The organism is Streptomyces sp. NPDC002324 (assembly GCF_053593335.1).
In genome coordinates, this window is sequence record NZ_JBSFCF010000007.1 from 54967 (window position 1) to 81881 (window position 26915).

Annotated in this window: 19 protein-coding genes and 1 pseudogene; 12 read left to right on the plus strand and 8 right to left on the minus strand. The window is 72.1% G+C overall.

What is annotated here, in order from left to right:
- Positions 1–5: 5 nt before the first annotated feature.
- The gene (gene lanKC / locus ACWCRJ_RS12370; protein WP_450939228.1) at positions 6–2735 is read right to left on the minus strand and encodes a class III lanthionine synthetase LanKC; all 2730 of its coding nucleotides are present in this window, start codon (positions 2733–2735) and stop codon (positions 6–8) included.
- Between the two features lie 251 nt (positions 2736–2986).
- On the opposite strand from lanKC, the gene ACWCRJ_RS12375 reads away from it, so the two are divergent.
- Both ACWCRJ_RS12375 and ACWCRJ_RS12380 read left to right on the plus strand, forming a co-directional pair.
- Positions 2987–5407, plus strand: a complete 2421-nt coding sequence (locus ACWCRJ_RS12375; RefSeq protein ID WP_450939229.1) for a SpoIIE family protein phosphatase — start codon at positions 2987–2989, stop codon at positions 5405–5407.
- Positions 5408–5578: 171 nt separating this feature from the next.
- Positions 5579–6082, plus strand: a complete 504-nt coding sequence (locus tag ACWCRJ_RS12380; protein WP_450939230.1) for a metallophosphoesterase family protein — start codon at positions 5579–5581, stop codon at positions 6080–6082.
- A 33-nt stretch (positions 6083–6115) separates the two neighbouring features.
- On the opposite strand, the gene ACWCRJ_RS12385 is transcribed toward ACWCRJ_RS12380, so the two are convergent.
- The gene (locus tag ACWCRJ_RS12385) at positions 6116–7246 is read right to left on the minus strand and encodes an XdhC family protein (RefSeq protein WP_450939231.1); all 1131 of its coding nucleotides are present in this window, start codon (positions 7244–7246) and stop codon (positions 6116–6118) included.
- Positions 7247–7456: 210 nt separating this feature from the next.
- On the opposite strand from ACWCRJ_RS12385, the gene ACWCRJ_RS12390 reads away from it, so the two are divergent.
- Positions 7457–9487 carry a GTP-binding protein gene (locus tag ACWCRJ_RS12390; protein ID WP_450939232.1) on the plus strand — a complete coding sequence of 677 codons (2031 nt, stop codon included), beginning with the start codon at positions 7457–7459 and terminating at the stop codon, positions 9485–9487.
- Positions 9488–9715: 228 nt separating this feature from the next.
- Positions 9716–11581: an endoglycosylceramidase gene (locus ACWCRJ_RS12395; RefSeq protein ID WP_450939233.1), complete on the plus strand. Its 1866-nt coding sequence runs from the start codon at positions 9716–9718 to the stop codon at positions 11579–11581.
- Here ACWCRJ_RS12395 and ACWCRJ_RS12400 read toward each other — a convergent pair.
- Complete coding sequence (locus ACWCRJ_RS12400; protein WP_450939234.1) at positions 11574–12839, minus strand: YncE family protein; 1266 nt, start codon at positions 12837–12839, stop codon at positions 11574–11576. The two genes, ACWCRJ_RS12395 and ACWCRJ_RS12400, sit on opposite strands and share 8 nt — an antisense overlap.
- 216 nt (positions 12840–13055) lie before the next feature.
- On the opposite strand from ACWCRJ_RS12400, the gene ACWCRJ_RS12405 reads away from it, so the two are divergent.
- Positions 13056–13700, plus strand: coding sequence for a TetR/AcrR family transcriptional regulator (locus ACWCRJ_RS12405; RefSeq protein ID WP_450939235.1), 645 nt, complete (start codon positions 13056–13058; stop codon positions 13698–13700).
- A 538-nt stretch (positions 13701–14238) separates the two neighbouring features.
- On the opposite strand, the gene ACWCRJ_RS12410 is transcribed toward ACWCRJ_RS12405, so the two are convergent.
- Complete coding sequence (locus ACWCRJ_RS12410; protein WP_450939395.1) at positions 14239–15465, minus strand: glycosyltransferase; 1227 nt, start codon at positions 15463–15465, stop codon at positions 14239–14241.
- Between the two features lie 111 nt (positions 15466–15576).
- Complete coding sequence (locus tag ACWCRJ_RS12415) at positions 15577–15942, minus strand: nuclear transport factor 2 family protein (RefSeq protein WP_450939236.1); 366 nt, start codon at positions 15940–15942, stop codon at positions 15577–15579.
- Positions 15943–16107: 165 nt separating this feature from the next.
- Here ACWCRJ_RS12415 and ACWCRJ_RS12420 point away from each other — a divergent pair, with 165 nt between their 5' ends.
- Positions 16108–16404, plus strand: a complete 297-nt coding sequence (locus ACWCRJ_RS12420; protein ID WP_450939237.1) for a hypothetical protein — start codon at positions 16108–16110, stop codon at positions 16402–16404.
- A 184-nt stretch (positions 16405–16588) separates the two neighbouring features.
- Complete coding sequence (locus tag ACWCRJ_RS12425) at positions 16589–18049, plus strand: aldehyde dehydrogenase family protein (RefSeq protein ID WP_005483977.1); 1461 nt, start codon at positions 16589–16591, stop codon at positions 18047–18049.
- Positions 18050–18063: 14 nt separating this feature from the next.
- On the opposite strand, the gene ACWCRJ_RS12430 is transcribed toward ACWCRJ_RS12425, so the two are convergent.
- The gene (locus ACWCRJ_RS12430) at positions 18064–19824 is read right to left on the minus strand and encodes an ABC transporter ATP-binding protein (RefSeq protein ID WP_450939238.1); all 1761 of its coding nucleotides are present in this window, start codon (positions 19822–19824) and stop codon (positions 18064–18066) included.
- Positions 19825–20134: 310 nt separating this feature from the next.
- Between ACWCRJ_RS12430 and ACWCRJ_RS12435 the strand changes: the two genes are divergently transcribed.
- The 3 genes from ACWCRJ_RS12435 (at position 20135) to ACWCRJ_RS12445 (ending at position 23035) form a co-directional block, all read left to right on the plus strand.
- Positions 20135–21223 (plus strand): S-(hydroxymethyl)mycothiol dehydrogenase, encoded by a 1089-nt coding sequence (locus ACWCRJ_RS12435; protein ID WP_450939239.1) that lies wholly within the window; start codon positions 20135–20137, stop codon positions 21221–21223.
- A complete protein-coding gene (locus tag ACWCRJ_RS12440) occupies positions 21223–21852 on the plus strand; it encodes an MBL fold metallo-hydrolase (RefSeq protein WP_450939240.1) in 630 nt (209 codons plus the stop codon). Before ACWCRJ_RS12435 ends, ACWCRJ_RS12440 begins: the two co-directional genes overlap by 1 nt.
- A gap of 268 nt (positions 21853–22120) precedes the next feature.
- Positions 22121–23035 (plus strand): SDR family oxidoreductase, encoded by a 915-nt coding sequence (locus ACWCRJ_RS12445; protein ID WP_450939241.1) that lies wholly within the window; start codon positions 22121–22123, stop codon positions 23033–23035.
- A 7-nt stretch (positions 23036–23042) separates the two neighbouring features.
- On the opposite strand, the gene ACWCRJ_RS12450 is transcribed toward ACWCRJ_RS12445, so the two are convergent.
- Positions 23043–23636 carry a hypothetical protein gene (locus ACWCRJ_RS12450; RefSeq protein WP_450939242.1) on the minus strand — a complete coding sequence of 198 codons (594 nt, stop codon included), beginning with the start codon at positions 23634–23636 and terminating at the stop codon, positions 23043–23045.
- A gap of 78 nt (positions 23637–23714) precedes the next feature.
- On the opposite strand from ACWCRJ_RS12450, the pseudogene ACWCRJ_RS12455 reads away from it, so the two are divergent.
- Positions 23715–24188, plus strand: a pseudogene (locus tag ACWCRJ_RS12455) (SDR family NAD(P)-dependent oxidoreductase); the annotation flags it as partial.
- A gap of 783 nt (positions 24189–24971) precedes the next feature.
- Positions 24972–26225, plus strand: coding sequence for an IS110 family transposase (locus ACWCRJ_RS12460; protein ID WP_450939243.1), 1254 nt, complete (start codon positions 24972–24974; stop codon positions 26223–26225).
- Between the two features lie 10 nt (positions 26226–26235).
- Here ACWCRJ_RS12460 and ACWCRJ_RS12465 read toward each other — a convergent pair whose 3' ends face one another.
- Positions 26236–26775 (minus strand): hypothetical protein, encoded by a 540-nt coding sequence (locus ACWCRJ_RS12465; RefSeq protein WP_450939244.1) that lies wholly within the window; start codon positions 26773–26775, stop codon positions 26236–26238.
- Between the last annotated feature and the right edge of the window lie 140 nt (positions 26776–26915).

The following is a 26915-nucleotide window of genomic DNA, read 5'->3' on the forward strand; positions in this document are numbered from 1 at the left end:
CCGCGTCATAGGGGCCGCCGTCGTAGCGGCGGCAGGAACGGAAGATGCGCCGTGGCGTCGTCGGCGGCGTGTGCCGCGCCGAGCGCCAGCAGGCAACCCGCCGTCCCGGTACCGAGGTCCATGGAGAGCCGCATCAAGTGGTTGCCGGGGAAGGCCAGTTGCCCCTCGTACGGCATGGAGTGCCAGCCGAGCGCGGCGATCTGTTCCGTCAGCGCCTCGCGCGGGGCGCCCGTCCGGGCGAGGTGCAGGATCATCCCGGCGCGACCCTCGAACAGCCCCGGCTGAGCGTAGAAACGGTAGGTCGCGGCGGCCAGGACGCCCGCACGGATCCGGGCGAAGCCCTCCGCGAAGCTCTCCACGCCGAGGGTTCCCCGGGCCATGGCGTCCTCCGCCCGGGAGACGGCCGCCGCGAAGGCGCCCGTTCCGAAGGCACCCGCCCCGGGTCCGTCCGTCGCGGTGCCGGCCGCGGCCGTGTAGTCGTCGAGCACCATGCCGACGCCCACGCTCCCGTCGCCGAGATACGGCATCGTCCGCCATCCCTCGTCGACGGCCAGACCGCCGTTCTTCTGCTCGACCAGGCACTCCAGGTCCTGCCGCAGCGCCTCACCGGCCGAGGCGAGCAGCGCGGGATCACCCGTCGCCTCGTACCGGCGCAGCAGGAACAGGGCGGGACCGCTCGCGCCGCGCAGCAGGCCGGCGCGGCGGCGCGGCGGAGCCGGGCGGGGCTCGGCGAGACGGTCGACGAGCAGGCGCGCGGCCTCGGCCGCCCGCTCCCGCAGCCCCGACTCACCGGTGCTCCGCGCCAGCTCGTCCAGCACCAGGCCGAGCCCGGCCAGACCCCCGCGCAGGTCGGACGACAGCCGGTGCCACTTCTCGCCGAGGATCCGCTCGACCAGGTCCAGGGCCCGCTGCCGGTGGCCCAGCCGGTCCAGGGTCAGGGCCACGCCCGCGAGCCCGTCGTACAGGCCGAGCGGGGTCCCGATCGGCACCGGGGCGGTGTGGTCGAGCAGCCAGCGCTCGCCCTCCTCGTAGCGCTCCGCGCCGACCTCCGCGAGCGCGTACAGGACGCCCGCCGCTCCGTGCGCGAGGCCGAGTCCGCCGCCGTCGGAGAACTGGGCGACGTCCCCGGGAAAGAGCCGGTCGTCGCGCTCCGGCGTGGCCGAGGCCAGGATCGCCTTGACCATCGAGTCACGGCTGTACGGCCAGTCCCCGGGCTCGGCGAGGGACCAGTCGCCCTCCGGGGCGCGTGTCCCCCGTGCGCCGGCCGGCCGGTGGCCGGCGGCGCCGCCCGCGCGGGTGATCTCCGCGACCGCCTCGTCGAGGAACGCGCGCGGCACCGCCGGGAACTGCTCGGCGATCACCGTGGCCAGATGGGCGGCCTTCTCCCGCTCCACCACGAACAGGGACGTGACCGGCAGGAACAGCGCGAGGCGCAGACACGCCAGGGCGTAGCGGTCGACGTCCTGGCCGGTGCGGTCCGGGGGCGCGAGGAAGCCGGGGTGGGCGACGGTCTGGCGGCCGTCGTCCTCGGCGGGCGCCGCCGCCTCGAAGTCGAGGAGGGACACCGACCGATCGTCGGGCGCGACCATGATGTTGAAGACGTGCAGGTCGTTGAAGACGATCCCGCGCGAGTGCACCGCCGCCACCGCCTCCTCGACGGCCCGGTGCACGTGCAGCGCCCAGGCCGTGTACGCGGCGACCGCGTCCGGCTCGGGGTCCGGGGCCAGCAGGGGGTGCCGTTCGGCGACGCAGGAATTCAGCGGGCGGCCCTCGACGAAGTCCATGACGAGGAAGCGGTGGTCGCCGAGCGTGAACCAGTCGCGCACCTCGGGCACCACCCCCAGCCCGGCCAGCCGCTCCAGCGCGTCCTTCTCCCGCTCCAGCCGGGTCACCGCGTCGGCCCCGTCGGCGGCCAGCCCGGCGTGCGGGCGCCCCTCCTTGAGGACGACCCGGCGGCCGTCACGGGTGTCCGTGCCGACGTACACCCCGCCGCCGTTGGAGAAGTGCAGGGCCTTGTCGATGCGGTACGGCAGATCGCCGACGGTGGTCGTGTTGCGCGCCGCCAGCTGCGGCTCCAGGAACGCGGGCAGGGTCACCCACGCGGGCACATGGAAGGTCGGCTTGCGCTGGTCCGGCACCAGGGTGCCCGCGCCGTCGCGGACGGCCGGGACGAGCGTGCCGCGCTCGTCGACGACGAAGGAGCGGGCGAAGGCGCCGTAGCGGACGTACAGCGGTCCCTCGTTCCAGCGCAGGTCCGTGAGGATGTACGGCCCGTCGAGGCCCTTGAGGAGGTCGCCCAGCTCGCACAGGACGAGGTGCAGCTGCTCCTCGTCGGCCGGGTAGACCGTGACGAACTTGCCGCTGGTGTCGCGGGCCGCGTACTTGGCGTTGCGCAGATGCAGCAGATGCGGGCCCGGCACGAACTTGAACGGGATGCCGCGGGTCACGCAGTAGTCCCACACGATCGCCGCGATCCGGTCCGCGTTCCCCCGAGTGGCGGAGGCGTGCACCTTCCATCCCTGGGTGGGCCCGGGACGGGGCCGCCCGCCGTCGTCGACCGGTGTCAGCGTCAGCCAGTCCCCGATCCGGGCGGCCCGCCAGCCCTCGGGGACCGCGCGCCCGGCGGTCGCGTAACCGGGAGCCGCCGCGCCGGCGCGGTCGCCGGCCGAGAGCCGGTCCGGTGTCTCGTAGAAGTGTCTGTCGGCGAGCGCGTACGCCTCGTACCGCTTGTCCATGCCGGTTCCCCCGGGTCGTGTGCCGTCGCTCCCTGGGCCAAGTGACGACGAGCCTTCCAGCCCGCCGACGCGCCCGACAGTCACGGCTGTCACCAGAAACCCGTCACGGCTGTCACGCGCTCACCGTGCGGAACGCACGCGTAAAGATGTGTTCGACGTTCTTCGAAACGGGCAGCCCGCGGCGGGCCGCCGACCCGGCGGAACGGTCCCAGGGGCTGCGCGACCGTGCCGGAAGCGCTGTAATTGCGGACGTGGTCAGTGCAGGCGCTGCGGAACGCGGAACGAGGACGCTGCGTGCCGAACTCGCGCTCAAGTCGCTCGGCGGCCATCTCGATCCGCACGAGCGGCTGCACGCCATCCTCGAACAGGTGCTCGTGTTCACGAGTGCGACCGTCGCCGCCGTGTACCTCCCGGACGGCGAGGGCCAGGCGCTGCTGCTGGCCGGCTCCGCCGGCGTCCCGAGGAACCTGTACGGGCTCCGGGACAGCTATCCGGCGGCGGGTACCGCCCCGGTCGCCGAGGTGTGCCGTTCGGGCCGGCGGCGCTGGCTCGCCCCCGCCGACCTCCAGCACGACGCCGACGTCCGCCGGGCCCACGCCGAGGACTTCTCACTGGGCGTGCTTCCGCTGCGTGAACGCGGCTGCCTCGTCGCCGTCGGCGACGGCGCGGACGCCTTCGGGTCCGAGGACCGGCAGTGCCTCGACCTGCTCGCCGAGGCGGTCACCAGCTCCGCACCCGCGCCGCCCGCCGGACCCGGCGCCTCGTTCGACCTGGCCATGGACACCGGGCGGGTGGAGGTCGACGAGGGGCTGCTGGAACTGTTCGGCATGGGCCCGGACGACTTCGACGGCCGGGTGGAGACCCTGATCGCGCTCACCGTGCCCGAGGACCTGCCCGCGCTGATGTCCGTCGTGGAGGCGGATCACATGTCGATCGGCGACCGGGAGCTGGAGTTCCGCATCCTGCAGCCCTCGGGGGAGCAGAAGTGGCTCCGGCTGCGCGGCCGGATCCTGCCCGGCGGCGAGGACCGGCCCGCCCGCCTCGTCGGCACCGTCGCCGACGCCTCCACCCTGCGCACCGGCCGCGGCGACGTGGCCCGCATCCAGCGCCTCGCCGCCTCCCTGGCCACCGCCGGCACGGTCCGTGACGTCAGCCAGGCCGTGGTGACCGCCCTGCGCAAGCCGCTGCGGGCCGACCGGATCGCCCTCGCCGAGCTGGAGGGAGACCGCCTGGTCGTCACCGTCCTCGATCCGCCGCAGCCGGAGGTCTGGCCCGAGGTGTGGCGCTCCGAATGGCGCTCCGAGTGGCCCGACGCGCCCGTGCGCACCATGCCGACCCTCGCCACCGCAATCCGCGAGGGACGCGCCGGGATCTGGCCCGCCGGCGCCGATCTGGAGCCCGCCCTCGCCGAGGTCGGCCCCGGCGGCCTGGCCGTCCTCCCGCTGCCCGCCGGGGGCCGGATGGCCGGGGCCTGTCTGATCGGCTGGGACAACCCCCACGACTTCGGCCCCGAGGAGCGCGCCCTGCTCACCGCGGCCTCGGGCCTCGCCGGGCAGGCCCTGATGCGGGCCCACGCCTTCGACGCCGAGCACGAACTCGTCGGCATGCTCCAGCGCACCCTCCTGCCGCGCCGGCTGCCCCAGCTGCCGGGCGCGGTCGCCGTCGCCCGGTATCTGCCCACGACCGCCGGTCTGGAGGTCGGCGGCGACTGGTACGACGTCATCCCGCTCCCGGACAACCACGTCGCCCTCGTCATCGGCGACGTCCAGGGCCACAACGCGGGCGCCGCCACTCTCATGGGCCAGATGCGCACCGCCCTGCGCGCCTACGCCGTCGAGGGGCACCCCCCGGACGTCGTGGTCTCGCACGCCAACCGGCTCCTCATGGACATGGAGACCGACCTCTTCGCCACCTGCTGCTACGTCGACATCGACATGGAGGAGGGGTCCGCCTGGTACGTGCGCGCCGGACACATCCCGCCGGTGGTGCGTCACCCGGACGGCTCCACCGAGATCAGCGAGTCGGAGGGCGGACCGCCGCTCGGCGTCGTCATGCGCGCCGACTTCCCGATGAGCCCCCTGCGGCTGGCCCCCGGCACACTGCTGGCCCTCACCACCGACGGCCTCGTGGAGTCCGCCGACGTCGACGTGGAGGACGGCCTCGACCATCTCGCCGCCGAACTGGCCGCCGCCGACCCCGCCCACCTCGGCGTGGTCGCCGACACCCTGCTCGGCGGCGCCAACCGCGACGACGACGTGGCCCTGCTCCTCGTGCGCTACGACGGCATGGCCCTGCGCCCCCAGCGCGAGAACTGGAGCGTCTGGCGGGTCCCCCAGGCGGTCGGCCAGGCCCGCCGCTACACCCGGCGCGTCCTGCGCCGCTGGGGCGTGGAGTCCACGGCCGACACCGTGCTCCTCGTCGTCTCCGAACTCGTCACCAACGCCCTCGTCCACACCGACGGCCGCGTGCGCCTCGATCTCACCCTCCTGGCCGACCGTCTGCGCGTCGCGGTCGCCGACTCCTCCCCGCGTACGCCGGCGAAGCCCACGGTCATCGGCTGGGAGGCCACCGGCGGCCGCGGCATTCTCCTCGTCGAGGCCATGTCCACGGCCTGGGGCACCGTCCCCGTCAGCGGCGGGAAGCAGGTGTGGGCGGAGATCCCCCTCGACTGAGGCGGGTACCGGCCGGACCGGCCGAGCGGCCGGCGGGTCGGTGTGCGTGCGGACGCGGCTGCGCGTGCGGGGCCGGGTGTCGGTGCGGGTGCTGTCGCGTGACGCGCGCCCGCCCGGTGGCTCCCGCGCCGCCGACGGCGTACGGCCCTCGCCGGATGCGACCCTGTCTCCGTGCGCCTCCTGCTGACGACCGACACCCACCTGCCCAAGCGCGCCAAGGCGCTGCCCGAGCGGCTTCTCGCCGAGATCGCGGAGGCCGACGTGGTCGTCCACGCCGGCGACTGGGTCGACGAGGACACCCTCGACCTCCTGGAGACCCGTGCACGCCGGCTGATCGCCGTGTACGGCAACAACGACGGCCCCGCCCTGCGCGCCCGCCTCCCCGAGGTCGCCCACGCCGAACTGGCCGGGCTACGCCTCGCCGTCGTCCACGAGACGGGTCCCGCCCAGGGCCGCGAGCCGCGCTGCGCCGCCCGCTTCCCCGGGACCGACGTCCTCGTCTTCGGCCACAGTCACATCCCCTGGGACACGACCACGGCCACCGGCCTGCGCCTGCTCAACCCCGGCTCCCCGACCGACCGCCGCCGCCAGCCCCACTGCACCTACATGACGGCGACGGCCGCTGACGGCCGGCTCACGGACGTCCGGCTGCACCGACTGCCGCCCCGGACCTGACCGGGGACCTGACCGAGGCCCTCGCCCCCGGGCTCACCGGGACGGGTCCGGCGGGGGATGGATCATCCCGGTCGTCGCCGTCAGGGGCACCCCGCTGCCGCCCCACCTCAGCGCGACGATCTCCGCCGCCACGGACACGGCCACCTCCTCCGGCGTACGGGCGCCGAGGTCCAGGCCGACCGGGGAGCGCAGCCGGGACAGCTCGGCCGCGTCGAGCCCCGCCTCCCGCAGCCGCCGCGCCCGGTCGTCGTGCGTACGGCGGCTGCCCATCGCCCCGATGTACGCGGCCGGCCGGCGCAACGCCTCCCGCAGAAGCGGCACGTCGAACTTGGGGTCATGAGTGAGGACGCAGATCACCGTGCGGTCGTCGGTCCGCGTGCCGCGCAGATAGCGGTGGGGCCAGTCGACGACCACCTCGACGGCGGCGGGGAAGCGCTTCGGGGTGGCGAAGACCGGGCGGGCGTCGCACACCGTGACGCGGTAGCCCAGGAAGTCGCCGATACGGGCGACCGCCGCCGCGTAGTCGATCGCGCCGAACACCAGCATGCGGGGCGGCGGCGCGAAGGAGTGCAGGAAGACGGTGACCGAGTCCTCGCGCCGCTCGCCGTGCGGCCCGTAGTGCCGTCGCCCGGTGGCACCCTGGGCCAGCTCACCCCGCGCGTCGTCGACGACGGCCACGTCCAGCCCCGCCGAACCGAGCGTGCCGAGGGTGCCCGGGGCGGCGGGCGCGGCGTCCGGCCACACGGCGAGGGTGGCGCCGCGCGGGGCCGGGCCGTCGAGCACGGTCGCCACGGTCACCGGGTGCCCGACGCCCACGGACTCCGCGACCCGCCCGAAGGCGAGGTCCTCGGCCGCCGTCACCCGCCGCACCAGCAGCGTGATCTCCCCACCGCACGTCAGCCCCTCCGCGAACGCGTCCTCGTCGCTGTAACCGAAGGTCTCCAGCCGCGCCTCCCCGGACGCCACGACCTCCCGGGCCAGCTCGAACACCGCGCCCTCCACACACCCTCCGGAGACGCTGCCCACGACCTCGTCACCGGGCCCGACCGCCATGGCGGCCCCCGGCCCGCGCGGCGCGCTGCGGCTGACCGCGACGACCGTGGCCAGCCCGAAGGGGGAGCCCGCCGCGTACCAGGCGCCGAGCGCCGGAAGAACCTCACGCACGGACCCGCTCCTCTCGCCACCGCCCCGTGCCTCCAGCGTCCGCCGACTCGGCCCGCACCGCCCGCCGGGGGCCCGGAAACCATTTGCGACCGCGCAAACCGCTCTGCTTCACTGCGAAGGAACCCCCGAGCGATCAAGGAGAGCCCCCGATGCGCGCAGCGTCCATGTCCCACCAGGAAGGAATGCACCCCATTTCGAAGGACATGACGCTTGTCACGCACGCTCAACCTCGGCATCCTCGCGCACGTCGACGCAGGTAAGACCAGCCTGACCGAACGCCTGCTGCACACCGTCGGAGTCATCGACGAGATCGGCAGCGTCGACGACGGCAGCACCCGCACGGACACCCTCGCCCTGGAACGGCGACGCGGCATCACCATCAAGTCCGCCGTCGTCTCGTTCGCGATCGACGATCTCACCGTCAACCTCATCGACACCCCCGGCCACCCCGACTTCATCGCCGAGGTGGAGCGCGTGCTCGACGTGCTCGACGGCGCCGTCCTGGTCGTCTCGGCCGTCGAAGGGGTTCAGGCGCAGACCCGGGTCCTGATGCGCACCCTGCGACGCCTGCGCATCCCCACGCTGATCTTCGTCAACAAGCTCGACCGCCGGGGCGCGCGCCACCAGGACCTGCTGGAGAGCATCGCGGCACGCCTCACCCCGGCGATCGTCCCCATGGGCGAGGTCGCCGAACTCGGCACACCCGAGGCCCACTTCCTCCCCTACGACCCTCTCCCGCCCCGGCTCCTCGAACTCCTCGCCGAGTACGACGACGACCTGCTCGCCGCCTACGTCGACGACGAGACGGCCGTCCCCGAGGCCCGGCTGCGCTCGGCCCTCGCCGCCCGGACCGGCGGGGCCCTGGTCCACCCGGTGTTCCACGGCTCGGCGATCACGGGATCGGGGATCGCCGAACTCGTCGACGGCATACGGGAGTTGCTGCCCTCGACGGACGCGGACCATGGGGGCGACACGGAGGGCGGCGGAGACGGAGAAGCGGCGGCCCCGCCCTCCGGCACCGTCTTCAAGGTCGAGCGCGGCCCGGCGGGCGAGAAGATCGCCTATGTGCGGATGTTCGCCGGAACCGTACGCGTCCGCGACCGACTGGCCTTCCGTGACGGCGCCCGCGAAGGCAAGGTCACCGCGATCAGCGTCTTCGAAGGCGGCGCGGACGTGCGCGCGAGCGCCGTGTCGGCGGGCCGGATCGCCCGGCTGTGGGGCCTCGCCGACATCCGGATCGGCGACACCGTCGGCGCGCCCCGGGAGCGGGCGGCGGCCTACGGGCACCACTTCGCCCCGCCCACCCTCGAAACGGTCGTCCTCCCCGCCCGCGCCGAGGACGGCGCCGCCCTGCACCTCGCCCTCACCCAACTCGCCGAGCAGGACCCGCTGATCGGCCTGCGCCACGACGAACTCCGGCGGGAGATGTCCGTGTCGCTGTACGGGGAGGTGCAGAAGGAGGTGGTGCAGGCGACGCTCGCCGACGAGTACGGCCTCGACGTCGCCTTCCGCGAGACGACGACCATCTGCGTCGAGCGTCTCGCCGGGGTCGGCGCGGCCGTCGAGTTCAACAAGAAGGACGGCAACCCCTTCCTCGCGACGATCGGGCTGCGGGTGGAACCGGCGCCGGTCGGCTCCGGGGTCGCCTTCCGGCTGGAGGTGGAGCTGGGGTCCATGCCGTACGCCTTCTTCAAGGCCGTCGAGGACACCGTCCGGGAGACGCTGGAGCAGGGGCTGCACGGCTGGCGGGTCCCCGACTGCACGGTCACGATGACGCACTCCGGCTACTCGCCCCGGCAGAGCCACGCCCACCAGGGCTTCGACAAGAGCATGTCGAGCACGGGCGCGGACTTCCGCGGGCTGACCCCGCTGGTGCTGACGGACGCCCTGCGGCGGGCCGGCACCCGCGTCCACGAGCCGATGCACCGCTTCCGGGTCGACGCCCCGGCGGACACCCTGGGCGCGGTGCTGCCGGTGCTCGCCGCGCTGCGTGCCGTACCCCGGCAGACCCGGACGAGCGGGGCGGCCGTACGGCTGGAGGGGCTGGTGCCCGCCGCCCGGGTGCACGCGCTGGAGCAGCGGCTGCCCGGACCGACCAACGGGGAGGGTGAGCTGGAGACGGCGTTCGACCACTATGCGCCCGTCGGCTGTGCGGCCGTCCCCTCCCGGCCGCGTACCGACCTCAATCCTCTCGACCGCAAGGAGTACCTGCTGCACCTGACCCGCCGGACGGGTGTCTGAGCGGCGTTTCGCGGGAGCGGCGCGTGGGAGTCCTGGGACAGGAGGGCGAAGGGGGTCTTTATCGGGTCCCCGCGCGGGCGCACAAGGGCCCTCCGGGTCGCGCAGGGCAAAGAATCGGTCGGGGTAGGTGAACTGTCTTGCGAAAACGGGTACTTACTCGTGCGTCAGTTGCTATTGACGGCCCGCCTGACCATTGGGACGGTAGTGCACATGTCGAATGTGGCGGACATGTCAAGATTGCGCACTCGTCTGCTCGGTGTCCTGGTACTCGTCACCGGCTTCCTGACCACGGCGGGCCCCATCCAGCCCGCCTCCGCTCTCACTGATGATCTCTGGTTCGACTCGCAGGCCGCGGCCACCCTCACCGTCGAGGGCGGCCGCTTCAAGGACGGACTCGGCCGCGAGGTCGTCCTGCGCGGCTACAACGTCTCGGGTGAGACGAAACTCAAGGAGAACAACGGGCTGCCCTTCGCCTCGGTCGCCGACGCGAGGAAGTCGGCGACCGCGCTCCGGGCACTGGGCGGCGGCAACTCCGTCCGCTTCCTGCTCTCCTGGGCGTACGCGGAACCGGTGCGCGGGCAGGTGAGCACCACCTACCTCGCGGCGGCCACCGCGCAGATGGGCGCGTTCCTGGACGCGGGGATCAGGGTCTATCCCGACTTCCACCAGGACCTGTACTCCCGCTGGCTGTTCGACTCCGACAGCTGGTACACCGGCGACGGCGCCCCCAAGTGGGCCGTGGACCTCGGCGACTACCCCGACGAGTACTGCGGGGTCTGCCCGTTCTGGGGCCAGAACATCACCTCCAACGCGGCGGTGACGAAGTCGACGTACGACTTCTGGCACAACACCTACGGTGTCCAGGACTCCTTCCTGGACACCGCGCAGAAGACGATGGCGTACGTGAAGTCCAACCTCACGTCCGCCCAGTTCCAGGGCGTGGTCGGCTTCGACCCGTGGAACGAGCCGCATCCCGGCGTCCTCGACTCGGGGCAGACCAGCAGGACGTGGGAGAAGGACGTCCTGTGGCCGTTCTACGTCAGGTTCCGCTCCCGGATGGACGCGGCGGGCTGGCAGGCGAAGCCGGCCTTCGTCGAGCCGAACCTCTTCTGGAACGCCAACATCGACTTCCAGAAGCAGGAGGGCGGACTCCTCGACGCGGGCACCATCGGACCGCGCTACGTCTTCAACACCCACTTCTACGACCAGAAGGCGATCTCCGGCGTCTTCATGTGGGGCAAGGCGGAGAACGGTCAGTACGTGAACGACTTCGGGACCGTGCGCGACCGGGCCGCCGCCGGGGGCACCACGGCCGTCGTCAGCGAGTTCGGACACCCGCTCAGCGGCTCGGTCTCCGACAAGGCGCCCACGGTCTACAAGGCCATGTACCAGGCGCTGGACTCCCGGGTGAAGGGCGTCGACTGGTGGACGAAGCCGGCCTCCTCCGGCCCGGTCCTCTCCGGCTCCCAGTGGCAGTGGGACATCTACTGGGGCCGCCACCACGAGCTGATGAACGACAACCCCGACAAGGTGCAGGCCGAGGCCGACGGCTGGAACGGTGAGGACCTCTCCGCCGTACGTCTCGACGACACCGGAACGGCCGTGCTCCGCCAGGACGCCCGGATGCTGGACCGGATCTACCCGAGCGCCACGGCGGGCAGCACGGTCGCCTTCACCTACGAGGACCGCTCGCGGGACGGTTCCACGACCCTGACGTGGAACCCGGTGCCCAGCTCGCTGCCGAACGTCTCCTCGCTCGTCGGCTCCGGCCAGTACTCCCTGCTGGTCTGGCGCTCGGACGGCAGTACGGAGCCGACCGAGCTGCACCTGCCGGCGTCCTTCCCCACCGCGTCCACCACGGTGGTGTCCGACCTCGGGGTGACGGCGGCGCCGCCGGCGTACACCACGTCCACACCGATCGCCGCCGCGAAGGAGCCGGGCGGCACCGGCAGCCGCCGTCTGCTGCTGACCGCCGCCGACACGGGCAAGCTCCACTACGCCCTGGTCACCAACGGCGCGACAGCCCCGTCCGCCGCGCAACTGGGCGCGGCACGGACGGAGCTGTCGAACTGGCTGACCGCCAGGTTCAGTTAGCCGAGGGTCCGGTCCAGTCGGCGGGCACCTGTGCCACGCGCACCCGCTGGGGGTGGTCGCCGACTGCGACGGACACGGTCTTCTTCCCGGTGGCGAAGTCGATCGCCGTGACCTGGTCGGCGCCGCTCTCGGAGACCACACAGGACTTGCCGTCACCGCTGACGGTCGACCAGTACGGCTTGGAGACGGGGACGAGCGGGCCCTCCTGGAAGGTCGCGCGGTCCACGACGGTCGCGTAGTCGTCCATCGTGCCGGCGATGCACAGCTTCGTGCCGTCCGGCTTCATGGTGAGGCCGTGGTGGCGCGAGTCGTTGACGAAGGTGGTGCGGTCGTCGCTGACGCCCGGGGACTTCGGCAGGGTCTTGGTGCGGGTGATCTTGTCGGTGGCGATGTCGTACTCGAAGAAGCCGTTGAAGAACGACACCTGGAAGTACAGCTTCGTCTCGTCGGGCGAGAAGGCGGCGGGCCGGACGGCGTCCGAGTAGTCGCTCAGCCCGATGGCGTCGAGCCGCGCGCGCATGTCGATCACCTTGACCTGCTGGAAGGTGTTCGCGTCGGCGACCGTGATCTTGCGGTCGCCCTTCGTCCAGTCCAGCCAGGGCGCGTCGGTCTGGGTGTTGACGTCACCGATCGCCATGTTCCAGATGTACTTGCCGTCCTTGGTGAAGATGTTCTCGTGCGGCTTGTCGCCGGTCTTGAACGACCCGAGCTGCTTGCCGGTGACGATGTCCAGCACGTGCACGGTGTTGCCGGTCGACGCCGACACCGCCACGCGCTTGCCGTCGGGGGAGACCGCCATGTGGTCGGAGCGGTAACCCGACACCGGGAAGCGCCAGTTGATGGCGCCGGTCCTGACGTTGATGGAGACCACGTCGGCGAAGCTCGGGCGGGAGACGACCATGGACGAGCCGTCCGGCGTGGAGTACATGTCGTCCACGTACTGGTCGTGGCCCTCGCCCACGCTGTTCCGGATCGTCATGTAGGCGATCCAGCGGATCGGGTCGGCGTTGATCTCCGCCATCCGGGCGTCCTTGTCGGGGATGACGTTGATCCGGCCGATCTTGGCGAAGTCGCCGGAGGCCTTGATGACGTCCGCGGTGCCCTCCCAGTTGTTGCCCACGAACATCACCTCCCGCAGGTCGGCCGCGGCGCTCGCGGGCCCGGCGGTCGCCACGGCGGTGGCGGTCAGCGCGAGCGCGGCTACGGCGGCACCGACATGCCGGGTCCTACGGCGGCGGGGGGTGGGGGAGACGGACATATCGGTTCCTCCTGCTTGCTCAGGGCATGACAAGGCGACTCGGGGACCGTGAAGGCCGGAAGCGGCTACGGGAAGTCTGAATACGGCAGCGTTCAAATGGACTTACTGGAAAGTAAGGAACGGCCCCGCTTCACCACAAGACCAAAGACACGACAAAATCAGCCGACGGCCGAACCCGGCCGTCGCAGCGAGCGGTGATCTGTCGGGAGGAGCAGCGTGGCGGGCAGGCTCAAACAGCCCACCGGCCGGTACGGGGGCAGGTCCGCGGCGGAGCGCCGGGCCGAGCGCCGGGACCGGTTCCTCGACGCGGGTCTGCAGATGTTCGGCGACACCCCAGGCTTCCGGGCGACCACGATCGCGGGTCTGAGCGAGGCCGCCGGACTGTCGACCCGCCAGTTCTACGAGGAGTTCCACACCCTGGAGGATGTGCTGGCCGCCCTCCACCTCCGGGTCAACGACTGGGCCGAGGAGGCCGCGCTCACCGGTCTCGCGGCGGCGCAGGGCGAGTCGATCGCCGAGCGCGCCACCGCCGCGTTCCGCGCCTACGCCGCGAACGTCACCGGTGACCCGCGCCGGCTGCGGATCACCTTCACCGAGATCATCGGCGTCAGCCCCCGCCTGGAGCGCCAGCGCCTGGAACGCCGCTCCCGCTGGGTCGACTTCATCTGCGCCGAGGCCACCGCGGCCGCCGAACGCGGTGAGGCGGCCCCCCGCGACTACCGCATCGCCGCCACGGCCTTCATCGGCAGCGTCAACGGCCTCCTCCACGACTGGCAGGCCGGCTTCGTCGACGCCCCCCTCGACGAGGTGGTCGACGAACTGGTCGGCCTGCTGCTCGGGATCCTGCGGCCGGCGGGGTGAAGCCCGGAGACGGACTGACCCGAAGCCGGGGCGGCCGGCCCGAGGCTTGCCGACTGTGAACCCCGAGTGCGAGACCGGCGGGGGCGCACCGGACGCCGGTGGGCGGGAGGCTCGGGCGGAGAACCGGGGGGGTTCCGGCCGGAGGCCGGGGGCCGGGGCGCGGGGAGCGGGGTCGGCGAAGAAGGAATGTGCCGACCGGGAGGGTGGAGCCGGCAAGGCGGGGTGCCGAGGGACGTTGACCGAGGGAGGAGCTGGCCCGACGGGTGGTGACTGCGAACCCGTGCACCACCGGGGGACGGCTGAGGCGGAGGCCGGTGGATGGGGGCAGGCTGAGCCCGGAGTGGCCCGGAGTCGCCCCGAAGGGCCAGGCCGAGCGGTCGGGGAGCCGAAACCGTGGCGGCCGGGCGAGGCTGGGCCGAAGGTCGACGACCGGGAGGTGAACCAGTCGGAGGCCGGCGACGAGGAGGCGGCCGGCGGCCGAGGGCGGCCGCTGCCGAGGTCCACGAGTGGGAGAAGAGGGGCAGGCGGAGGTCCGGCGTCAGGAGAGTCGGTCCAGGGCCGTCAGGACCGGTTGTACCCCGTCCTCCCCGCGCAGTTCCTCAGCCAGGGTCCGGGCGCGGTGGCCGTACGCGGGGTCGGTGGTCGCGCGGCGCAGGGCGGACGCCAGTGCGCCGGAGGTGAAGCCGCGCAGGGGGACGGCCGTGGGCGACACGCCGAGGGCGACGAGGCGGGCGGCCCAGAAGGCCTCGTCGAACTGGACGGGCACCGGCACCGCCGGGACCCCGGCGCGCAGGCCCGCCGCCGTGGTGCCCGCGCCCGCGTGGTGGACGACGGCGGCCATCCTCGGGAAGAGCAGGGAGTGCGGCACCTCGCCCACCGTGCACATGTCCTCGCCCTCACCCCGCAGTTCACCCCATCCCCGCTGGATCACCCCGCGCAGCCCGGCCGCCCGCAGGGCCCGTACGACCTCGCCGCTCATCCGTTCCGGGTCGGGCACGGTCGCGCTGCCCAGGCCCACGAAGACCGGGGGCGGCCCGGCGTCGAGGAAGTCCAGCAGCGGTGCGGGCAGCCGGTCCTCGCGGTCGTACGGCCACCAGTAGCCGGTGACGTCGTGCCCGGCCCGCCAGTCGCCGGGGCGGGGCACCACCCGGGGGCTGAAGCCGTGGAAGACCTGTCGGCCCAGCCGCTCCCGGGCCCGGCGCAAGGCCACCGGGCCGGTACGCGGGAGCCCGTACTCGGTACGCAGTCGCCGCACCTCCTCCGTGAAGATCCACTCGACGGCCGCGTTCACCGCGTGCCCGGCCACCCTGTTGCCGACCGGGCCCCAGGACCGGACCCCGGTCATCGGAGGGGCGAACTCCCGTGTCGGCGCGAGGGGTTGCAGATTGACGCCCAGGCTCGGGACCGACAGTCCCCGGGCGATGGCGTGGCCGAGCGGCGCGACCGTGCCGGCCAGCAGCAGAACGTCACCGGCACGGGCGGCGGCCTCCAGATCACCGGCCATCCGCCCCACCAGACTCCGGGCCATCTCCGCCGCCCGGTACAGCTTCCCGGCCCCGGTGGAACTTCGGTGCAGTCCCCGTCCGCGCTCCGACTCCAGCTCCGCCCGGGGATCCACGGGAAGGGCGTGGAAGGCGACCCCCGAGCCCGCCACCAGCGGCTCGAACCGGGCGTGCGTCACCAGCGTGACCTCGTGCCCGGCCCGCGCCAGCCCGTGCCCCAGCCCGGTGTACGGGGCCACGTCACCCCGGGAACCCGCCGTCATGATCGCAACACGCACGCCCGACAGTATGGCGTCGCCGCCGGACAGCGGCAGCGGGACCGCACCACGATGACCCGAAAAAGCCGCTGTCCGAAACCGCCCGCACGGCCCCGGCTACTCGTCCCAGGCCTGAAGCAGGGTGTGGTCGATGATCTTGCCGTCGCGCAGGGAGATCATCGAACTGGCCCAGACCCGTACCCCGTCGGGGTACTCGCAGGACTCGGTGACGGCGACCTGATCGCCCTGGACGAGGCACTGCTCGATCTTGTGCGTCATCTCCCGGCTGCAGACGTCGTCGTACATCGCGGCGATCTCGTCCCGGCCGTGCAGCACCTTGGGATGGCTGGGCTGGGTGTTGCGGTCCACGACGCGCATCTCGGCGTCGTCCGCGTAGAGCGACGTCAGCGTCGCCGCGTCCGCTTCCTCCGTGCCCCGGCGCAGCGCTTCGACATCGAAGGCGGGGCTCGTCGAGGTGCCCATGGCTGACCTCCTTCGAAGGCCGGGCCCGGCAGGGGGCGACGGGCCGCTCAAGGCCTCTCCTGCCAGGCTCCTCCGCCGGGCGGCGCCCGGCAAGTGCTGTGGCGGACGTGCGCCTCACGGGTGAGCGGCCGTGACCGACCGGGGCCGGGGAGCGTTGCTGAGGGCATGATCTCAACTCGACGCATCGTCGCCGCCGTGGGTCTCGCCGTGGGTGTCACGGGTCTGGCCGCACCGATGGCGAACGCGGACGCGACGGCGGACGCGACCCGCTTCAGCCCGATCTCCACGCTGGACTCGCTCGCCGTCAGCGACCTCCCCGAGGAGCGGAAGGCGAGCCTTCCGCGTCCCTCGCAGCAGCTCGACAGCCTGAACCAGGTCCACGAGCTGAACCGGCTGAACGAGCTGCACCAGGTCACCGACCTCGCCGCGCCCGCCCTCGGCCTGCTGGGCGCCGTCCAGTAGCGAAGCCGGTCGAACAGAGCGAGAGCCCCGCCGCGGTCAGCGTGGTGGGGCTCTTGACATCCCCCGGGAAACGGGCAGAGCATCACGGAACAGTAACGTAATTGAATTTCGCACTACGATCGTTCACGAGCGATCATGCTCGATCACGTACCGTCGTCGATACGTACCCCGAGGAAGCCGCATCATGGCCTTGACCCGTGACCTTCTGATCGGCGGCAAGGACGTGCCCGCCACGTCCGGCCGCACCGCCGAAGACCTCGACCCGTACACGGGGGAGGTGTACGCGACGGTCGCGGCGGCCGGACCGGAGGACGTGACCCGGGCCGTGGACGCCGCCGACGCCGCGTTCGAGGAGTGGGCCGCGCTCGCCCCGTTCGCCCGGCGGGCGATCTTCCTCAAGGCCGCCGACCTGCTGGAGGGCCGGGGCGACCAGGTCGCCGACATCATGGCGCGCGAGGCCGGCGGCACCCGCCCCTGGGCCTACTTCAACGTGGCGCTCGCGGCGAACATCCTGCGCGAGGCGGCAGCCGCGATCACCGCTCCGCGCGGCGAGGTGCTCGCCACCCAGAAGGAGGGTGCGCTGAGTCTCGCGGTGCGCGAACCCCTGGGCGTGGTGGCCGCGTTCGCGCCGTGGAACGCGCCGGTCATCCTCGGCGTACGGGCCGTGGCGGCACCGCTGGCCGCCGGCAACACCGTCGTCGTCAAGCCCAGCGAGGACGCGCCCATCGCCTGCGGGCTGCTGGTCGCGGACGTGCTCCGGGAGGCAGGGCTGCCCGACGGCGTGCTCAACGTCGTCACCAACGCGCCCGAGGACGCCGCGGAGATCGCCGAGGCGCTGATCTCCGACGAGCGGGTGCGCGCGGTGAACTTCACCGGCTCCACCGGCGTCGGCCGCATCATCGGCACGCACGCGGCGAAGCACCTCAAGCCCGCCGTACTGGAGCTGGGCGGCAAGAACGCCGTCATCGTGCTCGAGGACGCCGACGTGGACTACGCCGTCGACGCCGTCACCTTCAGCGTCTTCATGAACGCCGGACAGATCTGCATGTCCGGCGACCGCATCCTCGTCCACGAGTCGCTGGCCGAGGAGTTCGCGCGGAAGTTCACCGCCAAGGTCGCCACCCTCCAGGCCGGAGACCCGAACCACCCGCACACGGTGGTCGGCCCGCTCGTCAGCGCCGACGCCGCCCGGCGGATCGCCGCGCTGGTCGAGGACGCCGTCGCCAAGGGCGCCACGGTGCTCACCGGAGGCGGGCAGCCGGAGGGCGCGGTGCACCCGGCGACCGTGCTCACCGACGTCCCCCAGGACGCCGACCTCTACTACCAGGAGTCCTTCGGCCCGGTCTGCGTGCTGCAGACGTTCGCCGCCGACGCGGAGGCCGTGGCCATCGCCAACGACACGGACAACGGCCTGAGCTGCGGCGTCATCACCGAGAGTGCCACGCACGGCCTGACCGTCGCCCGCCGGATCCGCACCGGCATCGTCCACGTCAACGACCAGTCGGTGGCCGACGAGCCGATGGTTCCCTTCGGAGGGGTGAAGGCCTCCGGCTACGGGCGCTTCGGCGGCCGCTGGGGCATCGAGGCCTTCTCCAACACCCGCTGGGTGACCATCGCCACCCAGCAGGCGCACTTCCCGTTCTGACCGGCCCCGGCCGTTCAGCCGGCCGTCGCGAGGAACTGCGTGGCCGCCAGCTCCGCGTACAGCGGGTCGGCGGCCACCAGTTCGCGATGGGTGCCGACGGCGCGGACCCGGCCCCCGTCCATCACCACGATGCGGTCGGCCATCGTCACCGTCGACAGCCGGTGGGCCACGACCAGCACCGTCGTCGTCCGGGCCACGTCGGCGACCGTGTCCCGCAGCGCCGCCTCGTTCACCGCGTCCAGCTGACTCGTCGCCTCGTCGAGCAGCAGCAGACGGGGGCGGCGCAGCAGGGCGCGGGCGATGGCGACCCGCTGGCGTTCGCCGCCGGACAGCTTGGTGCCCCGGTGGCCGACCAGGGTCTCCAGGCCCTGCGGGAGCTTGGCCACCAGACCGTCCAGCCGGGTCGTCTTCACCACGCGCGTGAGGTCGCCCTCGTCGGCACGGGGGTTGCCCAGGAGCAGGTTGTCGCGCAGGGTCCCCGACAGCACGGGCGCGTCCTGCTCGACGTAACCGATCGCGGACCGCAGCCGGGACAGCTCCCACTCGGCGACATCGCGGCCGTCGACGGTGATCAGCCCGGCCTCGGGGTCGTAGAACCGCTCGATGAGCGAGAAGACCGTCGTCTTGCCCGCGCCCGAGGGCCCCACGAACGCCGTCATGCCCCGCGCCGGGACCTCGAAGGTCACCCCGTGGTGGACGTACGGCAGATCGTCGGCGTACCGGAAGCGGACCTCGTCGAAGGAGAGGGCGGCCGGTGCGGCGTCGGGGGAGGGCAGGGGAGCCGGCTCGCCGGCCGGTTCGGCGGGCAGTCGCAGCGCCTCCTGGATGCGGGAGAGCGCGGCGGCACCGGTCTGGTACTGGGTGATCGCTCCCACGACCTGCTGTATCGGCGACATCAGATAGAAGACGTACAGCAGGAACGCCACCAGCGTGCCCACGTCGATCGCGCCGGTCGCAACCCGGGCGCCGCCCACCGCCAGCACGGTGATGAAGGCGATCTGCATGGCGAGTCCGGCCGTGTTCCCGGCGGCGGCCGACCACTTGGCGGCCCGCACGCTCTGCCGCCACGACTCCTCGGCCGCCGCGTGGATCGTCTCCTCCTCGCGGTGCTCGGCGCCGGACGCCTTCACCGTGCGCAGCGCGCCGAGGATCCGCTCCAGGGAGGCGCCCATCGCGCCGACCGCGTCCTGCGCCGCCCGGCTCGCCCGGTTGATGCGGGGGACGATCACCCCGAACACCACGCCCGCGCCCAGGATCACGCCGAGCGTCACGGCCAGCAGCACCGGGTCCACCAGCCCCATCAGCACCACCGTGGCGACCAGCGTCAGCCCGCCGGTGCCGAGGCCCACCAGGGTGTCGGTGGTGACCTCGCGCAGCAAGGTGGTGTCGGAGGTGATCCGTGCCATCAGGTCGCCCGGCTCGCTGCGGTCCACCGCCGTGATCCGCAGCCGCAGCAGATACGAGGACAGGGCCCGCCGCGCGCCGAGCACCACCGATTCGGCGGTGCGCCGCAGCACGTACGAACCCACCGCGCCCACCGCCGCGTTGGTGACGACCAGCGCGGACATCAGGACGAGCGCCCAGGTGATGGTCCGGTCGTGCGAGAGGTCGTCGATCAGTTCCCGGGCCACCAGCGGCAGCGCGAGGCCGGTGGCGCCGGTGACGAGGGACAGCAGCGCGCCCAGCAGCAGTGCCCAGCGGTGGGGCCGTACATAACCGAGCAACAGCCGCCAGGTGGGCGGCTGTTGCCCGGTCGTGGTCTCAGGGGTGCTCACGAGGCTCCTCGGCAGGTCGGTCGGGGAGTGGGGACCGGGGCGCGGAGCTTCAGCCTACGTCGGGGGCGCGGGCCGGCGGACCGCACGCCGGGTCGGGAGCGGCTGCCGCACCGACAGGAGCCCCCCGCCCGGCGAGGACGAGCGCACCGGCGGTGACGGGCATGACGACGCGCCCCGGCTCAGGTGGCGCCCGCCGGTCCGGCGCGACGCACGACGCACGAACCCCTCCGGAAGCCGTACCGGCTGGTCACTCCGTAGGGTGACCAGGGGCGGGCGACCGCCCGATCTCGGATCGACGGAAGGGTTCACCATGGCGCAGGAAGTACGCGGCGTGATCGCACCGGGCAGGAACGAACCGGTGCGGATCGAGACGATCGTCGTGCCCGACCCGGGGCCGGGGGAGGCCGTGGTGAAGGTGCAGGCGTGCGGGGTGTGCCACACCGACCTGCACTACAAGCAGGGCGGCATCAACGACGACTTCCCCTTCCTGCTCGGCCATGAGGCCGCCGGTGTGGTGGAGTCGGTCGGCGCGGGGGTCACGGACGTGGCCCCCGGCGACTTCGTGATCCTCAACTGGCGTGCCGTGTGCGGCAACTGCCGGGCCTGTCGACGCGGGCGCCCCTGGTACTGCTTCAGCACCCACAACGCCACGCAGAAGATGACCCTCGCCTCGACCGGCCAGGAGCTGTCCCCGGCGCTCGGTATCGGTGCCTTCGCGGACAAGACCCTCGTCGCCGCCGGCCAGTGCACCAAGGTCGACCCGGCCGCCGCCCCGGCCGTGGCCGGACTGCTGGGCTGCGGCGTCATGGCGGGCATCGGCGCCGCCATCAACACCGGCAACGTGGGCCGGGGCGACACCGTCGCCGTCATCGGCTGCGGCGGTGTCGGGGACGCGGCCATCGCCGGGTCCCGGCTGGCCGGCGCCGAGAAGATCATCGCCGTCGACATCGACGACCGGAAGCTGACCACCGCCAAGAGCATCGGCGCCACCCACACGGTCAACTCCAAGGACACCGACGCCGTCGAGGCGATCCGCGAGCTGACCGGCGGCTTCGGCGCCGACGTCGTCATCGAGGCGGTCGGCCGCCCGGAGACGTACAAGCAGGCGTTCTACGCCCGCGACCTGGCCGGCACGGTCGTCCTGGTCGGTGTCCCCACCCCGGAGATGAAGCTCGAACTGCCCCTCCTCGACGTCTTCGGTCGCGGCGGCTCCCTGAAGTCCTCCTGGTACGGCGACTGCCTGCCCGACCGTGACTTCCCCATGCTGATCAACCTGTATCTGCAGGGCCGCCTGGACCTGGAGGCGTTCGTCACCGAGACCATCGGGCTCGACGACGTGGAGAAGGCCTTCGAGCGGATGCACGGCGGCGACGTCCTGCGCTCGGTGGTGACGCTCTGATGGCCGCCCGCATCGAACACCTCGTCACCTCAGGGACATTCAGCCTCGACGGCGGCACCTGGGACGTCGACAACAACGTCTGGCTGGTCGGCGACGACCACGAGGTCGTCGTCATCGACGCCGCCCACGACGCCGACGCCATCGCCGAGGCCGTGGGCGAGCGCCGACTGGCGGCCATCATCTGCACCCACGCCCACAACGACCACATCGACGCGGCCCCCGCCCTCGCCGAGCGCATGGGCGCGCCGATCTGGCTCCATCCGGACGACCTGCCGCTGTGGAAGCAGACCCACCCCGACCGGCTGCCCGACCACTGGCTGGCCGACGGGCAGATCATCGAGGCCGCGGGCGCCGACCTGACCGTCCTGCACACCCCCGGCCACGCGCCCGGCGCCGTCTGCCTGTACGACCCGGGGCTCGGCACGGTCTTCAGCGGCGACACCCTCTTCTCCGGCGGCCCCGGTGCCACCGGCCGCTCGTACTCCCACTTCCCGACGATCATCGACTCCATCCGCGACCGCCTGCTCGCCCTTCCGCCCGACACGGTCGTCCGCACCGGTCACGGCGACAGCACGACGATCGGAGCGGAGGCCCCACACCTGGAGGACTGGATCAACCGGGGCCACTGATCAGGAGAGTCCAGCACCCCGCGCCCTCAAGGGGCGCGGGGAACCGCGCGAGCAACCACGACGAACCCGCAGTCGCCCGATCACCGATCACCGATCACCGATCACCGATCACCGATCACCGATCACCGATCGACCGATCGACCGAGCTTCTGGGCACCCCACCGAAAACCCGACAGAAGATGTCCGGCTTCCACGACACCCTCATCCCAAGGACGCCGGAACCCCCGACGTCGGCCAAGGTGACACCCGTACACACAGGAGGTCGGACATGTCGAAGCCGCTGGACGGCAAGGTCGCACTCGTCGCCGGAGCCACCCGCGGAGCGGGCCGCGGAATCGCCGTGGAGCTGGGCGCGGCCGGCGCGACCGTCTACGTCACCGGCCGCTCCACCCGCGAGCGACGCTCCGAGTACGACCGCCCGGAAACCCTGGAGGACACCGCCGACCTGGTCACCGAGGCGGGCGGCCACGGTATCGCCGTACCCACCGACCACCTCGAACCGGCGCAGGTGCGGACCCTGGTGGACCGGATCGCGGAAGAACAGGGCCGGCTCGACGTGCTCGTCAACGACATCTGGGGCGGCGAGAAGCTCTTCGAGTGGGAAAGCCCCGTCTGGGAGCACGACCTCGACAACGGCCTGCGGCTCCTGCGCCTCGCCGTCGAGACCCACGCCATCACCAACCACCTCGCCCTGCCCCTGCTGCTGCGCCACCCCGGCGGCCTGGTCGTGGAGATGACGGACGGCACGGCCGAGTACAACGCGGCCAACTACCGGGCCACCTTCTTCTACGACCTCGCCAAGACCTCTGTCCTGCGCATGGCGTTCGCCCTCGGCCACGAACTGGGCCCGCGCGGAGCCACCGCCGTCGCCCTCACCCCCGGCTGGCTCCGCTCGGAGATGATGCTCGACGGGTTCGGTGTCACCGAGGACAACTGGCGCGACGCCCTCGACCGCGTCCCCCACTTCGCCATCTCGGAGACACCCCGCTACGTCGGCCGGGCCGTCGCCGCCCTCGCCGCCGACCCCGAGGTCGCCCGCTTCAACGGCGAGTCCCTCTCCAGCGGCTCCCTCGCCCGCACCTACGGCTTCACCGACCTCGACGGCAGCCGCCCGGACGCCTGGCGGTACATCGTCGAGGTCCAGGACGCGGGCAAGCCGGCGGACACCAGCGGCTACCGCTGAACGGTGTTCAGGTGCGCGGCGCCGGAGCCGACGGTGGGGCGGACGCAGGCGTGCTCCCGGTGAGCCCCGCCGCCGACGCGTGCGGCAGTTGCCACCGCGCGGAGTGGCCGGGCGGCAGCGCCAAGTCCTCGCGTACGGCGGCGTAGTAGGCATCCCGCCCGGCGCGCTGCCTCTCCAGCAGCGCCTGCCATGCCCCCGGGTCCCGCGTCCCGGCACGAAGGAACTCCTCCATCCCCATCACGGTGACGACCCAGGCGCGGGCCCTGTCCACCACCTCCGGGCTGCCGAGGAGCAGCAGTGCCTCACCGGAGGGGTCCCGGGCGGTCGTCGCCTCCGCCATGAGGGGCGCGGCCTCCTCGGGCGACAGGGGGTGGGGATGTGGGTCGTTGCCGAGATGGGAGGCGACCCGGTAGGTGAGCGTGACCGACTGCTTCACGGCCCGTGCCCAGTCGGCGTACACCGCGAGCCGCCGCTCCTCCCAGCGGGTCTCCCGCTCGCGCCGGAACCGCACCTGCTCGCCGCGCATCACCACCAGATACGAGCCGAACGCGCCTATCACGACACCGAGCAGGGCGGGGAGTTGCTGCACGAAGGTCGACATGAGCAGACGGTATCGGGATCCGGGACGCAGATCGCGTCGCGCCTGTCCCGGTGATCGGCCGCGCAGTACGTTCGCCGTATGCATGCGACGCGACGCTTCGAGGGGTACGGGGTTCTGATCACGGGCGCGGCGCGGGGGATCGGCGCGGCGACGGCCCGGCGGCTGGCCGAGGAAGGGGCCCGGGTGCTGGTCACCGACGTGGACCTGACGGCGGCCGAGCGGAGCGTGACGGAGCTGCGGGGGCAGGGGCTGGCCGTCGAGGCGTACCGGTGCGACGTGGGGGACCGGGAGTCCGTCGAGGCGGCGGTCGCGCACGCGGTGTCGGTCCTCGGCTCCCTCGACGTCCTGGTCAACAACGCCTTCGGTTGCACCCCGGACGAGCCGCTCTTCGAGAACACCCCGGACGAGACCTGGGCCCGCGACCTCGACCTCACCCTGACCAGCGCGTTCCGCTGCTCGCGCGCGGCACTGCCGCACCTGGTGGCGTCCGGGCGCGGGGCCATCGTCAACATCGGCTCCGTCAACGGGCTCCAGGACTTCGGCAACCACGCCTAATCCCCTTGTAGCGGCGGGTCCGCGAAGCTTCAGCTCTTCGGATCTGTTCGAGTACTGGGGCCGTTGACATCTTGTTTCAGCCCGGCAGGCCATGCCTTCCTGCAGAGCGGTGCAACGTCCTGGTGCTCGTGGTGGTGGTCGGGTGGGTGTCGAGGCGACGCCTTCCGTAATCCGGGCATGCGAAGCCTCCACGGAGATCGTGCGGGTCTCGACGCCTTCCCGGCCGCCACCACGTGGATGGTGATGGGCCGGTGGGCGCCGAGCGGATGCCTGAATCACGCCGGGCTTTGACGCCTCGCTGTAGACCGCGCGGTGTTCGGCGCCTTCTCGGCCGTCACCACCGGCCCATAAGTGGTGGTACTCGTGGGCGCTGGGCGGATGCCTATGGGCACCTTGGGGCCCAAATGCCTAGCCGTAGATCGCGCGCCGTCCAGCGTCTTCGAGTACCACCACCACAGTGCGGATGTTGATGTTCGTCGGCGCTGGGCGGATGCCTGTTGCGATCCGGGCTCTGGTGCCTTAGCGCAGAGCGGCGCTGCCCAGGGCCGTCGAGCGTCAACACCCGAGCCTTGATCACTCGTTGGTGTTGGTGGTGCGAGCCCGCCGCACGGTGACCTCTTGTGAAGCCCGAGCCGTCTGAGCTCCCGGATAGACCGAGGCCCGTGGGGTGAGCTGGTGCCACGAACGGCTACTGAGGTGGCGGACCGGCCCTCGCGCCGAGTTCTGGGATTAGGTCGCCGCGTGGTTCCGCATGAGCTCGTGACCTGCACAGACTGCACTATGGGGAGGAACATCTTGATCTACTGCGGTATCGACTGGGCCGAGCGAACGCACGACGTCGCCCTCGTCGACGACAGCGGCCAGTTACGGGCCAAGCGGCATATCACCGACGATGCTGCGGGCTACAAGATCCTGCTGGACCTGCTGGTCGAGTACGGAGACAGCGAGGAGAACCCGATCCCGGTCGCGATCGAAACCTCCCGCGGCCTGCTCGTGGCCGTGCTGAGGGCCGGCAAGCGGAAGGTCTTCGCGATCAACCCGATGGCCGCCGCCCGCTACCGAGACCGGCACTCGGTCTCACGCAAGAAGTCCGACCCCGGCGACGCCCTGGTCCTGGCGAACATTTTGCGCACCGACATGCACGCCCACCGGCCACTGCCCGACGACAGCGACCTCGGCCGGGCCGTCGCCGTTCTCGCCCGTGCTCAGCAGGACTCGTTGTGGAACCGCCAGCAGCTGTCCAACCAGCTCCGTTCGCTGCTGCGGGAGTACTACCCGGCCGCCCTGGCGGCCTTCGAGCCCTGGCGCAACGGTCTGTGCCGGCCGGAGGCCCGGGAGCTGCTCAAGGCGGCTCCGACGCCGACCCGGGCCGCGCGGCTGACCCGCACGCAGCTGGAGGCCGCGCTCAAGCGGGCCGGCCGCAAACGCGGCATCACGGCCGAGGCCGAGCGGCTCCGCGACGTCTTCCGCGCCGACTACGCCCACCAGCCGCCGCTGGTCGAGGACGCGCTGGGCAAGCAAATGCTCGCACTCGTGGTCCAGTTGGAGGCCGCATGCACCGCCGCCGACGACCTCACCGAGGCGGTCGAAGAGGCTTTCCCTCAGCACCCGGACGCTGAGATCATCCTCAGCTTCCCCGGCCTCGGCGTCCAGCTCGGCGCCCGGGTGCTCGCCGAGATCGGAGACGACAAGACCCGCTTCGCGGACGCCCGCGGCCTGAAGGCATACGCCGGCGCCTCGCCCATCACCAGGGCCTCCGGCAAGAAGTCGAGCATCACCCGGCGCTGGGTGAAGAACGACCGGCTCAACCATGCCGGCTACCTCTGGGCCTTCGCATCCATCACCGCCTCACCCGGCGCCAAGGCCCACTACAGGCGCCGCCGTGACGACCACGGAGACTGGCACGCCGCCGCCCAGCGCAACCTCTTCAACCGCATGCTCGGCCAGCTCTACCACTGCCTCCAGCACGGACAGCCCTTCGACGAGGCCGTCGCCTTCCCTTCATCACCACCCGCGGTCGTCGAAGCGGCCTGAACGCGGGAACTCACACGAGTCCGGCAGCCTGCCGAAGCTTCGCTCGATCGTCAGGACGGGGCAGTTCCTCCGCCAACACCGCCACCACGCTCGCGTGCTCCGTAAACACAGCCCGGCACTGTTCACGCTCGGGATGATCGCTGTCACTGCCGAACCAGCGCACCATAGCTTCGTTGCTTCCGTCGATCGGCTCGGAGAATCCAGCGATCGAGACCAGAAGACCCAGCAGACCGGACTGCGCAGGAACCCGCGGGTCGCCTGCAAGACGGAACAGGAACGGCAGCACTGCCGGCATGGCCAGGTTCATCTCCCTGACGCTGTTGAGAATGGAGTTGGTGAGTACGCGCTTGGCCTCGGGCGCGGCAGCCTGATCGAGAAGACCGTGCAACAGCACCGGGATCGCTGCCGGGCACTCCGGGAACTCGGACCAGCGGACATCTTCACACCCGCGGAGGGCGGGATGACCACGGCCAGCCTCGACCGCCTGCGGGTAGTCCTGAAGGAATCGAGTTATCGCCGTCTCCTTGGCGGCCAGATCCGTGCTGCACACCTGTCTGTCCCCGTCCTGCCGCAACAAACCCTGAACTGCGCGTCAGTCGAACTCTTGCGCGATCAGAGATCCACGCGCAAGCCAAGACACCGAACCGATGGCGTTCGATTCCCCAAGCACCCACACAGCGCGGCTTGACG